Genomic DNA, 15,384 nt, shown 5'->3' on the forward strand with positions numbered 1-15,384 from the left:
TTGCAAGATATTCTTGCTCATGATTGAAGGAAAAGAATAGGTGCACCTACTCTTTTCCTTTACATGACCTTTAGCAATCTCAGAGCCCGAGATGCCTTTTATATATACTATCTAGCTCCAGCGGCTTGAATGCTCGGTGGCTTCACTTCTTCCTACGAGGCAAACACCGCCTCTTCGTCAGAAGCTCCATCCCCCTCACATTCAGAACGAGCCGCTTCCGCTTTTATTATTCAGAAGCTACAAATACTTTTTTAAATCCATTGATTGCTGCTGCAAATTTGTCGTCATCCGCAAGTTTCTTAGTTGTGCGGATTTCTTCTAATAAGTCAGTCGCATTAGAATCTAACCAAGCATGGAATTCTTCTTCAAAACGAGTGATATCTACTACTGGGATATCATCTAGGAATCCACGTGTTAAAGCGTAAAGAATGATAACTTGTTTCTCTACACGTAATGGTTTGTGTAATCCTTGTTTTAATACCTCAACAGTACGAGCACCACGGTTTAATTTCGCTTGAGTTGCTTTATCAAGGTCAGAACCGAACTGAGCGAACGCTTCTAACTCACGGTAAGATGCAAGGTCAAGACGAAGTGTACCTGATACTTTACTCATTGCTTTAATCTGAGCAGATCCACCTACACGAGATACAGAAGTACCCGCATCGATCGCTGGACGTACGCCAGAGAAGAATAGGTCAGATTGTAAGAAGATTTGTCCATCCGTAATAGAAATTACGTTTGTTGGGATGTATGCTGATACGTCCCCTGCTTGTGTTTCGATGAAAGGTAGTGCAGTTAAAGAACCGCCGCCTTTTGCATCACTTAATTTTGCTGCACGCTCTAATAAGCGAGAATGTAAGTAGAATACATCCCCTGGGTAAGCTTCACGACCTGGAGGACGACGTAATAGTAATGACAGCTCACGGTAAGCCGCTGCTTGTTTTGATAAGTCATCATATACTACTAATACGTGTTTACCATTGTACATGAACTCTTCACCCATTGTTACACCAGCGTAAGGAGCTAGGTATAATAATGGAGCTGGTTGAGAAGCAGATGCAGTTACAACGATTGTGTACTCTAATGCACCGTGCTTACGTAGTGTTTCTACTACGTTACGTACAGTTGATTCTTTTTGTCCAATTGCTACATAGATACAAATCATATCTTCATCTTTTTGGTTAATGATTGTATCAAGTGCAACCGCTGTTTTACCAGTTTGACGGTCACCGATGATTAACTCACGTTGACCACGGCCAATTGGTACAAGAGCATCGATCGCTTTAATACCTGTTTGAAGTGGCTCATGAACAGATTTACGATCCATTACACCTGGTGCTGGACTTTCGATTGGACGAGTGTTTGTTGTATTGATTGGGCCTAAACCATCAACTGGTTGACCTAATGGGTTTACAACACGACCAATTAGTTCTTTTCCTACCGGTACTTGCATGATGCGACCAGTACGACGAACTTCGTCACCTTCACGAATTTCTGTGTAAGGTCCTAAAATGATAATACCTACGTTGTTTTCCTCTAAGTTTTGTGCTAGTCCCATAACGCCGTTAGAGAACTCTACAAGTTCACCAGCCATAACGTTATCAAGACCATGAGCACGCGCGATACCGTCACCAACTTGGATAACTGTACCAACATCACTAACTTCGATTTCAGACTGATAGTTCTCGATTTGTTGCTTTATCAGTGCGCTAATTTCTTCAGCTCTGATGCTCATGTGCTTCACCCCTATCTATTCTTCATTAATTCACGCTGAATACGTGCTAATTTTCCTTGTAAACTTCCGTCATAAATGCGATTTCCAATACGTACTTTAATTCCGCCTAGTAAATCTTCATCTACAACATTTTTCACGCGAATTGCATCTTTTCCCGTTCTCTTTGCAAATGCTTCAGCAATGTTAAGCTTCTCTTCTTCTGATAGAAGACGAGTAGAATATACAGTTGCATCCGCTACGTTACGTTCTTCATTAGCAAGAACAACATATTCATCTGCAATTTCAGGTAAGATATCAATGCGTTTGTTATCAATTAAAATATATAACGTATTTAAAATAGATTCAGAAACAGATCCGAATACGTTTGCAAGAAACGTTTTCTTTTGTTCCTTTGAAATGTTCGGTTGCGTTAAAAAGCTATGTAGTTCTCCGTTCTTTACATAAACGTTTTGTACAAGGCGTAATTCCTCTTCAAACATTTCTAATACGTGTTTTTCTTTAGCAATTTTAAAAAGAGCGACAGCATAACGTTTTGCTACAATCCCATTGCTCATCGCGCTTCTCCTACTTCTTTAATATAATCGCGAATTAACTTCACTTGATCTTCTTCTTTTAATTCTTTTTCAATTACTTTAGAAGCAATTTGAACAGATAAAGAAGCAACTTGTTCTTGTAAAGCAGCAATTGCTTGCTCTTTTTCGCGTTGAATTTCTTGTACAGCAGATGCTTTAATTGATTCTGCTTCTTCTTTCGCAGCAGCAACAATAACATCTTTTTGATCTACAGCTTGCTTTTTCGCTCTTTCGATTAACTCTTGTGCTTCAACACGTGATTGTTTTAACATTTCACGTTGTTCTTCTACTAACTTCTTCGCCTCAGCATTACTTCTTTCTGCAGCGTCGATTTCATTAGTAACATGCTCTTCACGTTCTTTCATAATTCCCATTAAAGGACCCCACGCAAATTTGCGTAGCATTACTAATAGAAGTAAGAAAATGAACAATGTATAAGCAATCGTTCCAAATGGAATGGCAGCACCTAATAATAAAGTTGGCACAAGGATTCACTCCCTTCAAAATATCTAAATTGATCATATGAAAAAAAAAGACATACGTTTCATTCATAAAGCAATGGCGAAGAAAGTTCGGAAAAACACTCTTCGCCATCTATGTAAGGGGAGTCTCCCTTATTTGTTCATTACGATGAAAGCAATAACTACACCGATGATTGGAAGTGCCTCAACTAAAGCAACCCCGATGAACATAATTGTTTGAAGTGCGCCTTTTAATTCTGGTTGACGAGCAACACCTTCGATTGTACGTGATACGATAAGACCGTTACCAATACCTGCACCTAATGCTGATAAACCAATTGCAATTGCAGCTGCGATTACACCTAAACTCATTTAATTTGTCCTCCTTTGTATTATAAAAAAATAAATTTTTTCTTACTTAAATTATATTAATGGTCATGGCTTACTTTATGAGCCATATAAACCATCGTTAACATAACGAAAATAAATGCTTGGATTGATCCAACGAATACACTGAATCCCATCCATGCTAACATTGGTACAAGCGCACCTAATGCCCCAAGGACTGATGCTCCGCCCAACTTAGCAAGTAATCCTAATAAGATCTCACCTGCATAAATGTTACCAAATAAACGAAGACCTAACGTTAATGTGTTAGCAAACTCCTCAATAACCTTTAATGGGAATAAGAATTTCATAGGTTGGAAATAACCTTTTACGTACTCTTTCGTACCCTTCATCTTAATTCCATAATAATGGGTGAGGGTAACTACCATCACGGCTAATGTTAATGTAACTGCTGGATCAGACGTTGGTGATCTCCACCATGCAATATGTTCGCCAGCTTCAGTTGCTGAATACATGAATGGTAAACCAAGGAAGTTCGATACGATGATAAACATGATAAGCGTAACGCCAAGCGTTAAGAAACGTCCACCTGTTTTCCAGTCCATCGTACTATTGATAATCCCTTTCACGAAGTCAAACACCCATTCCATGAAGTTTTGCATCCCGGTTGGGCGAAGAGCTAAGCTGCGAGTTCCGATAACAGCGATTAAGAAAACAATAACTGCTGCTACAGTAACCATCATAACTGATGACAAATCGAACGTTAAACCTAGAAATTCAACTAATTTACCGTGTTCCACTAGTAATTCACCTCTCTTCCCTGCTCTTATACTCTAAATAAAGAAAATCTATGATCATGACAAGGTATCCTGTCAGCAATCCTACACCTAGGCCCCACATCGCGATTAACTCTTGATATTTGGCTGCAAATAAAATTAATAACCCAATCGTGGCGAATCTTGAATATGTACTTACCGCTGTTGCCTTGAACTTCACGTTTTCTCCATTTGTTACGCGATCTAGCAGCTTGTCTGTTCTACGTGCAATGATGCGCAAACTAAGAAAACTGAAAATCGTCCCGATAATCAGTCCAAGAAATACATCCTTGTAAGAGGTAAATCCCCATCCTAGCACTAGAAGCGCAAGCAAGTAGTACATATATTTCTTTTGTCTTTGGACAAGTCCATGTACGTCTATCATCATTGCTCTCCCGAATAGTAATGTCGAATGAGTCGAATCATTGCGTATACCCCTGTTCCTAGTCCGAGTAATAACCCTATAATAAGAAACAACGGAAACGTTCCAACCTTATTATCAATCCACTGCCCACCAAAGATTCCAACAAGAATAGAACCGACTAATTGAGCAAGAATACCTGACATTAAAGCATAAGCTTTTATATGGCTGCGATCGTTTTTTTGCAAGGATTCATCCCTCCAATATGTAACCCTCATTCACGATGTGTTAATAATAACTCATTTTTTTGCATAAATCCTATACAAAACAAAAAGTTTACATTTTCGTCACGGAATAGATGTAATTTTGTCACTGAAAGCCCTACCATCTATCCCCGTTGTTAGCATACAATAGGGTATTAACAGTGTCAACGAGAAATCGTAAAAAATCTAAAAATTTGAGTATTAGGCATTTCCTCCCAAAAATGAAAACGTTCCCCTTCTAAATACTGGTTACATATATGCAATTTCTAACAGTTTTCTCTTTATAATAGAAGGAAATGTTCACAAGTTTGTCACTATTATATTTTCGAGATATAACGCTTTTCTTCCATAATATAGTGTTCCTCAGACGTAAGACTTCTATATTATATGTGAGGTGTATGCAACTTATGTTGTATATACGATGTATATTTATCCTCTCCCCTACTTGCTTACAACAAAAAAGACGAGCTGGGGAATCTCCCCTGCTCGTCAGTTGTCTTACTTCGTTCCGAATAAACGGTCACCAGCATCACCAAGACCTGGTACTACATATCCGTGGTCATTTAATTTCTCATCTAATGCTGCTACATAAATATCAACATCAGGATGTTCTTCTTGTACTACTTTTACCCCTTCTGGAGCTGCAACGATACACATTAATTTAATTTGTTTCGCACCGCGCTTTTTCAGAGAGTTAATTGCTTCAGCCGCAGAACCACCTGTTGCTAGCATCGGATCTAGTACGATAAAGTCACGCTCTTCTACATCCGTTGGAAGTTTCACATAGTATTCTACCGGTTGCAATGTTTTAGGGTCACGGTATAAACCAACGTGTCCTACTTTTGCTGCTGGAATTAATTTCAGAATTCCATCAACCATTCCTAAACCTGCACGTAAAATCGGAATTAAACCAAGTTTTTTACCAGCGATCACTTTTGTTGTCGCTTTGCTTACAGGTGTTTCAATTTCAATGTCCTTAAGTGGAAGGTCGCGAGTAATTTCGAAAGCCATTAAACTTGCTACTTCGTCCACTAATTCACGAAAATCTTTCGTACCTGTATTCTTATCGCGAATATATGTAATCTTATGTTGAATTAACGGGTGATCAAATACATACAGTTTTCCCATGTGAATCTCTCCTTTAGATGATATTCATGCGTTTGCACGCTTTTTACACTATTTACGATTGTAAAGAAAACGCTACTAATATTCAAGGGCAAATTTGGCAAAATCATGATTTTACGATGAATCTATCTAGTATCTTTACCAATTATGGGAGCTGTATCCTTCATTATATCGCCAAAATTTATTCATCATTTGTATACATACTTTAAAAATAATATATGTCCACAAAAAAGACCGCCAAAACAATTAAGTCTCGGCAGTCTTCTTCAATCTATTATAGATTTGGATACATTGTGAATTTGCTAGTTAACGCTTCTACACGCTTACGTACTTCTTCTAATGCAACTTCATTTTCATGATTTTTTAATGTATAAGCAATAAGTGACGCAATTTCATCCATTTCTTCTAAACCGAAACCACGAGATGTTACAGCTGCTGTACCGATACGTACACCACTTGTTACAAATGGGCTTGCTGTTTCAAATGGAATTGTATTTTTGTTCACTGTAATACCAACTTCATCTAATACGTGCTCTGCTACTTTACCTGTGATTTCTAAGTTACGAACATCAATCAAGATTAAGTGATTGTCTGTTCCGCCAGAAACAAGTGTAAGTCCTTCTTTTTGAAGACCTTCAGCTAAGCGGTTCGCATTGTTAATGATATTTTGTGCATATGTTTTGAAATCATCTTGAAGTGCTTCACCAAATGCAACAGCTTTTGCAGCGATTACATGCATAAGTGGACCACCTTGAATACCAGGGAAGATTGATTTATCAATTTGTTTTGCAAATTGCTCTTCACATAAAATCATACCACCACGCGGACCACGTAACGTTTTATGTGTTGTCGTTGTAACGAAATGTGCATGTGGTACTGGATTTGGGTGTAAACCAGCAGCTACTAAACCAGCGATATGTGCCATATCAACCATTAAATAAGCGCCCACTTCATCTGCAATCTCACGGAATCGCTTGAAATCGATAACACGAGGGTATGCACTTGCACCTGCAACGATTAATTTTGGTTTATGTTCTTTCGCTTTTGCTAATACATCATCGTAATTAATACGGTGAGAGTCAGCATCCACGCCATATTCTACGAAATTATATTGTACTCCACTGAAGTTAACAGGGCTTCCGTGTGTTAAGTGACCACCATGAGATAAGTTCATACCAAGTACTGTATCGCCTTGCTCTAAAATCGTAAAGTATACTGCCATGTTCGCTTGTGCACCAGAGTGTGGTTGAACATTTACGTGCTCTGCGCCGAAAATTTCTTTCACGCGATCACGTGCGATATCTTCTACTACGTCTACGTGTTCACAGCCACCATAGTAACGTTTTCCAGGATATCCTTCAGCATACTTATTCGTTAAAACAGAACCTTGTGCCTCCATTACTGCTTCACTTACGAAGTTTTCCGAAGCAATTAACTCAATCTTTGAACGCTGTCTTCCTAGTTCTGCCTCAATTGCAGCAAATACCTTTTCATCTTGACGTTTTAAATGATCCACCAAAATCCCCCTTTTCTGAACGAATTACATCGATTCCCAACAGTTTTTTCTTATTTATTCAGAAAAAACGAAAATTCAGGTTGTAATTCTTTCGAACCTTCATGTTTTCAACTACATTCTAACATGACTTTCTATATCATAAAAGAAAAAAAAGACCGAAAATCGGTCTTTTCTTTCTTCTATTATAAAGTCAGACAACATACCTTTTATCTTATGATAAACAGTTACTATATGACTTCCTAATTTCTCATATTTAACGGCAAGTGATAGTCTCTTCCACTGCCGCATAGACAGCACGCGCTCCACCAATTAGTTTTCCACGTGTTTTGGCCATCGTTACATGCGCACTTCCAATTGCCTTCACACTTGTACGAACCGGAACAGCTACATGCTTTAAATGCATACCGATAAATGTATCACCAATATCCATTCCTGCATCAGCTTTAATAAACTCAACTACTACCGGATCTTTCAAATTGTGATACGCGTATGTCCCCAATGCACCACCTGCTGATCTAACAGGCGTAACTGTTACAATTTCAAATTGATATTTTATCGCTACTTCTCTCTCAACTACTAAAGCACGGTTTAAATGCTCACAACATTGAAACGCTAATTCAATACCTGTTTGCTCTTGAAATTGTTTTAACTCAGAGAAAATCGCCTCTGCTACTTCCATCGTTCCTGATGTTCCAATTCTTTCGCCTAGCACTTCGCTCGTGCTACAACCCACTACAAAAATTTGACCGCTTTGTAATGAAGCTTGTTCTTGGAAATCAGAAAGCGACATTTGTAGCTGTTCTCTTACCTTTACGATTTCTGTCATTACGCCTCTTCCTTTCACAGGTTGGTTCACCAAATTATATTTCACACTACTGATAGTTAGAATCTATTACTTTGTTTCGTATGTTTTAATTTTTCCTACGCGGTTTTCGTGACGACCACCTTCATAGTCAGTTGTTAACCAGATTTTCGCGATATCACGCGCTAGACCAGCACCAATTACACGCTCACCCATCGCTAGCATATTAGTGTCATTATGCTCTCTCGTTGCTTTCGCGCTGAAAGTATCATGAACTAACGCACAACGGATACCATTTACTTTGTTTGCTGCGATTGACATACCAATGCCTGTCCCACAAACTAAAATACCACGATCTACTTCACCATTCGCTACCATTTCAGCTGCTGGAAACGCAAAGTCAGGGTAATCAACAGAACCAGCTTCACATTCACAACCTAAATCAATATATTCAATATTTAACTCTTCTAATAAACTTACAAGTTCTTTGCGGATATTCATACCGCCGTGATCAGATGCTATTACTACTTTCATTTTTACCCCTCCAAAGTTTCAATCAATTATCTTCATTTCACACTCGCTACCTCACATAGGAAGAAGTGATCTCCAATATCGTATTATACACGAAACATCAACCTACTGAATGTTTTTTCAGTAAAGTTTGTACAAGTTTTTCCATCTCATCTAACGTTTCTTTATAAATAGAAAGCGAGCCTCCAAATGGATCTGAAATGTCCTTGCCTATACCTTCAGTTAATCCATATAACGTATTTAATTTCTTTTCAACGCTCGGATAATGCCCAAGTACAATTTGCTTATGGTTTTCTGTCATCGTTACGACAATATCAGCCCAATCAAGCAAAGTTTCATTTATTTGCTGCGCCGCATGATCAATTAAAATTCCTTTTTCAGCTAAAGCTTCCTTCGCATGTACCGATGCATCGCTCCCAGGATAGGCGAAAACACCAGCAGATTGCACTTCAAACTTATCTCCTCCGTGATGACGAAGCAACGCCTCAGCCATTGGACTACGACATGTATTGCCAGTACAAACAAATAACACTCGTTTCATTCAAACCCACCCCTATATTCGATTTCTTACCATTCATCATAACTTACATTAGAATAGAACAAAAGAAATGTGAATATACAAAAGGCGCATTTCTCTTATATTTTTTCTAAGAAAAATGCGCCTTATCCACATATATGTGAAACCCTATTTCCAAGTGCCTAGAGTATTTTAACATACATGCTGAACATGCAACAAAAATAAGGAATCCATTTCATACGAAACGGATTCCTCTTATATTGCAATTATTTCATTGTAACTTTCATTACTTCTGTTGAACCTTTTGTAGCTGCTACGCCTACAGTTGTCTTAATAGACTCAGCTGCATCTGTGTTTGTAATAACAATTGGAGTAATTGTGCTTTTCGCTTTTTCACGGATTAATTCTAAGTCGAATGAGATTAATTTATCTCCAGCTTTTACAGCTTGGCCTTCAGAAACGTGAGCTTCGAAACCTTCGCCTTCCATTTTTACAGTTTCTAATCCAACGTGGATTAAAATTTCTGTACCGTTTTTCGCTTTAATTCCGATAGCATGTTTTGTGTGGAATAATTGTACGATTTCACCATCAACTGGAGATACAACTACACCTTCAGTAGGATCGATTGCAACACCGTCACCCATCATACGACCAGCAAATACTGGATCTGGTACTTCTTCAATATTTTTCACTGCTCCAGTTAATGGAGCTACGATTGTTTCTTCATTTGTTTTTGAACCAAGACCGAATAATTTTTTAAACATAGGATAGTCCTCCTTATAATTTACCTAAAAGTTTATAGGGCAATCCCTAGTAAAGCTCGGGATACATGTAAGACTTCATACTTCGAATATTATACTGTAAAAACGCTTTCGAAATAAATTACGTCATTACTAATAGACTCTTATTGTAGCGCTTCACAAAATTCCAGTCAATTCTGATTGTCTGAATAACAATTAGAAGTTAACTTCTATTCATATTTTCTCTTTTTTTGCCCAACTTGTCTAGAGGTCTTTACTACATTTTATTTTTTGTTGTTAATTTGTAAAATTTAATTCAAACTTTTTTCAAAATCCACTTGACTAAAGTAAGTAACTATTTTATTATTACTTACGTAAGGTAAGTTAATAACTTTTAGGAGGTTTTTAAAAATGATGGATTTCGGTCTACTTATTATTCGTCTTATTATAGGAATTACATTCATGGGTCATGGCGCTCAAAAATTATTTGGTTGGTTCGGCGGTTACGGTTTAAAAGGAACAGGTGGCTGGATGGAGTCAATCGGTTTACGTCCTGGTGTATTTATGGCATTTATGGCTGGCGCAACTGAATTACTAGGTGGTTTCTTATTTGCATCAGGTATTTTCATTGTAGTTGGTTCATTATTTATCGTTGGAACAATGTTAATGGCTATCTTCACTGTTCACGGAAAAAATGGTTACTGGGTAACACAAAACGGATATGAATATAACTTAATGTTAATCGCTGTCGCTGTTGGTGTAGCTTTAATCGGACCTGGCGCATACGTTTTACTTTAATTTTTATCTCAAATTTGAGATTCTTGAAAAAAGAACTTACTTCATTACAATTGAAGTAAGTTCTTTTTATGAAACAAAATATTATTTCCAGCAGGATTTTCTCATCGTTATCTTGTAAACAAACAATAAGTATTCATATTTAGAAAGGGGATTACAAGCATGTTATCCATTAATCCAAATGAACAAACTGAAAAAGATAATTACAAATTACTTACTGGAAGTATCATCCCTCGTCCTGTCGCATTCGTTACTTCTGTAACAAAAGAAGGCGTACTAAACGGAGCACCATATAGTTATTTCAATATTGTCGCTGCTAATCCACCACTTATCTCAGTATCTGTACAACGAAAAGCCGGAGAAAGAAAGGACACTTCCCGAAACGCAATTGAAAAAGGAGAATTTGTCGTACATATTTCTGACGAATCATATGTAGCAGCAATTAACGAAACAGCAGCTAACCTCCCGCCAAATGAAAGTGAAATTGAACTAGCAAAACTAACACCAATCGAAAGTGAAGTCATCTCTGTTCCAGGTGTAAAAGAAGCAAATATTCGAATGGAATGCGTATTAGAACGTGCAATTCCACTTGGCGGAACGGAAGACTCACCAGCTTGTGATCTACTAATTGGACGCGTCGTTCGTTTCCACGTTGCCGAACATCTATATGAAAAAGGGCGCATTCACGCCGAAGGACTCAAACCAATAAGCCGCCTAGCAGGACACAACTATGCAAAATTAGGAGAACAATTTGAATTGGTTAGGCCAGTTTAAAAGTGGAAGTGGCCCGTTTAGCTCTGACCAGCTAAGGTTCTCTCGCACAAAAGGTGCTTTTTACCTTTCGTGCGGGAGGTTCTTAGATGCGAAGAGCTGGCCCCTGGAACTGGATAATATCTAAAAGCGGAAGCGGCTCGTTCAGAATCGCAGGACACTTCAAGCTCTCGACCTTGAAGCGCTTTTTGCTTCATGCGAAGAGCTTGTCGCTGGAGCTGGATATATTTAAAAGCAAGGCGGCTAGATTCCTCCCATCACTCAAATATAAAATCCCCTGCTTTTTAGCAGGGGATTTTATCATTGTAATTCTTCCTTCTTTTCCTCTAAAGTAGGCATTTTCTCTTTTTTCGGCTTCCCTAGCTTAATTACGAAGAAGTATAGGGAAAGCAATGTGATAAGAAAAACAATTAAAAACGGGTACGGAGAGTAAAAGGCACGCGCCGCCTCAGTCTTTCCCGCAACAAATTTCAATGACTCAATATCTAAAAACTCAGCAAACATTTGTACACCGAGCATACTAAACCAAAAAACAAAAAAACTAATAATAATACCAAAAACTTGCTTCAATCTCGTCATTCATCTCATCCTTTCTATATCTGTAATTTTTAGTGCAATAAATATAGTACAAACAAAATATTCACAGAAAGGAACTATCTCACCATTCACGAATTAACTTAATCCAACCTAACATCGAAATTTGCAAAATAATACCCCAAATTATAAGTCTTCTTAGCCATCGAGGATAGAAGGTCAAAAATTTAACATACCATTCCAATAGCTTGTTCATAATTCCCTCCTACATAAAATTATATAGGAAAAAGGATATATAATCCAAACCCAACCAAAATGATACCACCTACTATCTCACCATATGTACCGAGCATATCTTTCGCATGTCTCCCAATTAATAAACCCATCCACGCTAATAACATGCTAACAAATCCAAAAAGTAAAATCGTAATAATTGTTTGTGCTCCATAAATACCAAGACTAAGTCCTACTGAGAAACTATCTATACTGACGCCAAATGCAAATACGAATAAACTAATTCCAATAGGGGCTGTTCTAGTCTCTTCATTTTGTAAAATGCTCGAATATACGATATAAAACCCTAGTCCGATTAATAAAATAGCACCCGCAAAATGTGCGATATCTCCATACTTCTCTGATAAAAAACGACCTAGTACCATTCCTATAAACGGCATAATAATATGAAATATCCCTATCGTCATACCAATATACAGGATTTGTCTTAACTTTAGGGGTATCATCCCCATACCAAGACTCACCGAGAACGCATCCATCCCTAAGGCGAATGCCATAATTATTAAAGGTATTAGCTGTTCAAACGTCATTCATGCCCCTCCTTGGACGTGCTACTTCACAATATGCTTATCCAAGGAGAAATATTCTGTTTGCTAATCTTACCTTATCATTCAATAATAATATGATGTCCTGCCGCTTTTGTTAAACGATTCATAATTGCATTCCCTATTCCTTCATTAGGGAATGACTCACTAAAAATAACATCCACTTCACTTGCATCAAATGTTCTAAGTACATCATATAATTTAGTCGCAACACTAGCTAAGTCACTTCTAACACCACAAGATAATATAACATCTGCACTATATACATGCTGATACTCTTCTGTCGTTAATACACCTACTTTAAATCCTTCTTCCTTTTTCTCATCCACAAGATGCTGAATAAACTCACGTGAGCCCTCAACAATACTAAGTGGTGCTTTCGGGGCATAATGTGTGTATTTCATTCCAGGCGATTTCGGTTTTTCCTTCTCATCCTTTAAAGCTGGATCTAAAGAAACAGTACCTATCACCGCTTCTAATTGTTCTTTCGTAATCCCACCTGGACGTAATATTGTTGGAACCGCGCTTGTACAATCAATTACAGTTGATTCAACGCCTACTCCAGTTGCACCACCATCAACAATACCTGCAATCTTACCATTCAAATCTTCATATACGTGAGAAGCTAATGTTGGACTTGGACGCCCTGAACGATTCGCACTTGGTGCCGCAACAGGTACATTCGCCTCTTCAATAAGAGCAAGTGCAATTGGATGATCAGGCATTCTTACTCCAACCGTATTAAGTCCTGCCGTCACCTTCTCTGAAATCCCTTCTTTTCTCGGCAAAATAATTGTTAATGGTCCTGGCCAAAAATGCGCCATTAACTTCTCGGCAACTGGTGGAATTTCTTTCACAATCCCATCTAACTGAGATTTTGTACCTATATGGACAATGAGTGGATTATCACTCGGTCTTCCTTTCGCTTCGAAAATTTTCGCGATTGCTTCATCATCCATCGCATTTGCACCTAACCCATATACTGTTTCCGTAGGGAAAGCAACCGCCTCATTTTCTCTTAATAATTTTGCTGCTTCTTGTAACTGTGGATAATATTTTTTTCTTTCCACAACATTATCCACAACCCACATGTTTGTATGCATTTTTTTCCACGTCCTTTTCTACCCTTAAATACTTGTATATTTTTAGTTTACTATGAGATTTATCCAAAAGACAAACAAGGTTTATCCACAAAATGTGGATAAACCTAATTAATCCGTGGATAACTTTGTGAATAGCTGACAATTTAGTATTATTGCATTCTGCTCTTTTATATTTTTACAAAAATGTTCTAGTTGTTGAATTCCCTCTGGAACCTCATCCTTTTCTATAGTAAAAAAGTCAAAAAACTGAAAGATCGGTACAGATTGTGGATGATTTGTTAGTAAGTACAATTGTTGAACACTTTTTTCTTTCATATACTGCAAAAACATTTCAAAAAAATATAAGAAAGTCTGTTTATCCACATGAGGTGTGAATAAACAAGAACGAATAAGCACATCTTCCCCACTTCGTTCATAACCAATTACAGCTCGTATTTCTTCCGCCTCTTCCAAAATCATAAATTGTGCGTACAACTCATTTATTTTATCATCTTTTTTATTAGCTTGTCCGAAAAAAGAATGTAATCTTTCCACATCTGCTTTCGTAGCAAAATACACTTTCTTCATAATAAATCCCTCCTCATTTTTATATATGAAGAGGGATTTATTAATAGTACTATTTAGAGAATAAAGATGTAAAAGCTTCTACAATAAACAATTTAACTTCTGGCTTTTCTTCTTCCTCTTCTACTTTTACATACTCATTTTGCTTTTCTTGTTTTTTCTCCACAGGTTTCTCCACTTTTTCCACAGTTTTTATTTCTTCTTTACTTACAGGCTGCTCTTCGACTTTTGTTTCATTTTTTACTACTTTCTTTTCAGAAGCTGTTACTTTTTTTACTACTTCCTGCTTTACAGCTTTCGTTTCTTTTACCTTATCTACTTTCTTCTCTTCTTTATCTATTACTTCCTCATCTAGTTGTTTCACCTGCTCCTCTTCAGGAGATTCCGCCTTCACAACGTGCTCTTCTTTTCTTACAGCTGTCCCGCTCGAAAAATCTAAGAAACACATTGGTGGAAATAATACACACCACCAGTTCGCCCCTTCACCTTCTCCAATTGTGATTAATACTGCTTCATATTCTCCTGCTGGATAAATAAAATTCCCGTATACCTTTGTAGGAAACTTTACATTCTTACTAAATTTCACTTGAAATGAATCTTTACTTCCTTCTCTTTTTAACGTATTTTCCACCGTTTTCTCGATTTCTGGAATATGACTTTGAATTACTTTGCGTGCCTCTTCAAATGAAGTTAAATCCGCTACCCACCCATCAATTTGTGCTTTTACTTCATCACGCACTTTACGCTTTAATGCCTGGTCTTTATCTGAATCACTATTTGCTAAAATTCGTAATCGAACGGCCTCTTTCGGAATAACTGAAGGCCCTTTCGCATCAGCTTTCATATATCCAAACTGCACAAGTAACTGTGCACCAATTAATAGTATAAGAAGATAAGCAATAACTTGTTTTTTCATTTCCTCCACCGTCCCTTCTACAAGCAGTGTGGACAGACTTTCATCTTTCTAAACTATTAAATTCAAAATCTATATG

22 protein-coding genes are annotated in these 15,384 nt (G+C 37.5%); 2 read left to right on the top strand and 20 right to left on the bottom strand.

All coding sequences use genetic code 11. From position 1 onward, the window contains the following. Nucleotides 1-226: 226 nt before the first annotated feature. The 14 genes from atpA to AB6801_RS14115 form a co-directional block, all read right to left on the bottom strand. Nucleotides 227-1,735: a F0F1 ATP synthase subunit alpha gene (atpA, locus tag AB6801_RS14050; protein WP_000027518.1), complete on the bottom strand. Its 1,509-nt coding sequence runs from the start codon at nt 1,733-1,735 to the stop codon at nt 227-229. An 11-nt stretch (nt 1,736-1,746) separates the two neighbouring features. Continuing rightward, nucleotides 1,747-2,289 carry a F0F1 ATP synthase subunit delta gene (gene atpH, locus AB6801_RS14055; protein WP_000064683.1) on the bottom strand — a complete coding sequence of 181 codons (543 nt, stop codon included), beginning with the start codon at nt 2,287-2,289 and terminating at the stop codon, nt 1,747-1,749. Then, nucleotides 2,286-2,792: a F0F1 ATP synthase subunit B gene (gene atpF, locus AB6801_RS14060; RefSeq protein ID WP_001142618.1), complete on the bottom strand. Its 507-nt coding sequence runs from the start codon at nt 2,790-2,792 to the stop codon at nt 2,286-2,288. Before atpF ends, atpH begins: the two co-directional genes overlap by 4 nt. A 129-nt stretch (nt 2,793-2,921) precedes the next feature. Next, the gene (atpE, locus tag AB6801_RS14065; RefSeq protein ID WP_000052064.1) at nt 2,922-3,140 is read right to left on the bottom strand and encodes a F0F1 ATP synthase subunit C; all 219 of its coding nucleotides are present in this window, start codon (nt 3,138-3,140) and stop codon (nt 2,922-2,924) included. Between the two features lie 56 nt (nt 3,141-3,196). Then, on the bottom strand, nt 3,197-3,916 hold the full coding sequence (atpB, locus tag AB6801_RS14070) for a F0F1 ATP synthase subunit A (RefSeq protein ID WP_000399871.1): 720 nt from the start codon (nt 3,914-3,916) through the stop codon (nt 3,197-3,199). 7 nt (nt 3,917-3,923) lie between these two features. Further along, nucleotides 3,924-4,316: an ATP synthase subunit I gene (locus AB6801_RS14075; protein ID WP_000567600.1), complete on the bottom strand. Its 393-nt coding sequence runs from the start codon at nt 4,314-4,316 to the stop codon at nt 3,924-3,926. After that, complete coding sequence (locus tag AB6801_RS14080; protein ID WP_001171223.1) at nt 4,316-4,540, bottom strand: AtpZ/AtpI family protein; 225 nt, start codon at nt 4,538-4,540, stop codon at nt 4,316-4,318. Before AB6801_RS14080 ends, AB6801_RS14075 begins: the two co-directional genes overlap by 1 nt. A 26-nt stretch (nt 4,541-4,566) precedes the next feature. Continuing rightward, nucleotides 4,567-4,680 (bottom strand): DUF4024 domain-containing protein, encoded by a 114-nt coding sequence (locus AB6801_RS14085; RefSeq protein ID WP_000232962.1) that lies wholly within the window; start codon nt 4,678-4,680, stop codon nt 4,567-4,569. A gap of 373 nt (nt 4,681-5,053) precedes the next feature. Next, nucleotides 5,054-5,683 (bottom strand): uracil phosphoribosyltransferase, encoded by a 630-nt coding sequence (gene upp, locus AB6801_RS14090; RefSeq protein WP_000517539.1) that lies wholly within the window; start codon nt 5,681-5,683, stop codon nt 5,054-5,056. Nucleotides 5,684-5,954: 271 nt separating this feature from the next. Next, nucleotides 5,955-7,196, bottom strand: a complete 1,242-nt coding sequence (gene glyA / locus AB6801_RS14095) for a serine hydroxymethyltransferase (protein WP_000349809.1) — start codon at nt 7,194-7,196, stop codon at nt 5,955-5,957. Between the two features lie 253 nt (nt 7,197-7,449). Next, nucleotides 7,450-8,022, bottom strand: coding sequence for a TIGR01440 family protein (locus AB6801_RS14100; protein WP_000136375.1), 573 nt, complete (start codon nt 8,020-8,022; stop codon nt 7,450-7,452). A gap of 66 nt (nt 8,023-8,088) precedes the next feature. Next, a complete protein-coding gene (gene rpiB / locus AB6801_RS14105; RefSeq protein ID WP_000869542.1) occupies nt 8,089-8,532 on the bottom strand; it encodes a ribose 5-phosphate isomerase B in 444 nt (147 codons plus the stop codon). A gap of 97 nt (nt 8,533-8,629) precedes the next feature. Beyond that, nucleotides 8,630-9,070, bottom strand: coding sequence for a low molecular weight protein arginine phosphatase (locus AB6801_RS14110; RefSeq protein WP_000832368.1), 441 nt, complete (start codon nt 9,068-9,070; stop codon nt 8,630-8,632). A gap of 242 nt (nt 9,071-9,312) precedes the next feature. Beyond that, nucleotides 9,313-9,810, bottom strand: coding sequence for a PTS sugar transporter subunit IIA (locus tag AB6801_RS14115; protein ID WP_000473665.1), 498 nt, complete (start codon nt 9,808-9,810; stop codon nt 9,313-9,315). Between the two features lie 387 nt (nt 9,811-10,197). Here AB6801_RS14115 and AB6801_RS14120 point away from each other — a divergent pair, with 387 nt between their 5' ends. Then, a complete protein-coding gene (locus tag AB6801_RS14120; protein WP_000968616.1) occupies nt 10,198-10,584 on the top strand; it encodes a DoxX family protein in 387 nt (128 codons plus the stop codon). A 159-nt stretch (nt 10,585-10,743) separates the two neighbouring features. Beyond that, nucleotides 10,744-11,355, top strand: a complete 612-nt coding sequence (locus tag AB6801_RS14125; RefSeq protein ID WP_000949055.1) for a flavin reductase family protein — start codon at nt 10,744-10,746, stop codon at nt 11,353-11,355. Between the two features lie 297 nt (nt 11,356-11,652). On the opposite strand, the gene AB6801_RS14130 is transcribed toward AB6801_RS14125, so the two are convergent. From AB6801_RS14130 to spoIIR, 6 genes are all read right to left on the bottom strand, one after another. Beyond that, nucleotides 11,653-11,931 carry a DUF3935 domain-containing protein gene (locus tag AB6801_RS14130; protein ID WP_000197472.1) on the bottom strand — a complete coding sequence of 93 codons (279 nt, stop codon included), beginning with the start codon at nt 11,929-11,931 and terminating at the stop codon, nt 11,653-11,655. Nucleotides 11,932-12,010: 79 nt separating this feature from the next. Next, nucleotides 12,011-12,142: a hypothetical protein gene (locus AB6801_RS14135; RefSeq protein ID WP_001037636.1), complete on the bottom strand. Its 132-nt coding sequence runs from the start codon at nt 12,140-12,142 to the stop codon at nt 12,011-12,013. Between the two features lie 19 nt (nt 12,143-12,161). Next, nucleotides 12,162-12,710, bottom strand: a complete 549-nt coding sequence (locus AB6801_RS14140; protein WP_000142463.1) for a manganese efflux pump MntP — start codon at nt 12,708-12,710, stop codon at nt 12,162-12,164. A 77-nt stretch (nt 12,711-12,787) separates the two neighbouring features. Continuing rightward, complete coding sequence (locus tag AB6801_RS14145; RefSeq protein ID WP_000557351.1) at nt 12,788-13,828, bottom strand: L-threonylcarbamoyladenylate synthase; 1,041 nt, start codon at nt 13,826-13,828, stop codon at nt 12,788-12,790. 108 nt (nt 13,829-13,936) lie between these two features. Then, nucleotides 13,937-14,395, bottom strand: coding sequence for a GNAT family N-acetyltransferase (locus AB6801_RS14150; RefSeq protein ID WP_000758446.1), 459 nt, complete (start codon nt 14,393-14,395; stop codon nt 13,937-13,939). 49 nt (nt 14,396-14,444) lie between these two features. Continuing rightward, complete coding sequence (gene spoIIR, locus AB6801_RS14155; RefSeq protein WP_000745063.1) at nt 14,445-15,308, bottom strand: stage II sporulation protein R; 864 nt, start codon at nt 15,306-15,308, stop codon at nt 14,445-14,447. Nucleotides 15,309-15,384: the final 76 nt, after the last annotated feature.

The organism is Bacillus sp. RCC_6_1 (assembly GCF_041360755.1).
GTDB lineage: Bacteria > Bacillota > Bacilli > Bacillales > Bacillaceae_G > Bacillus_A > Bacillus_A cereus.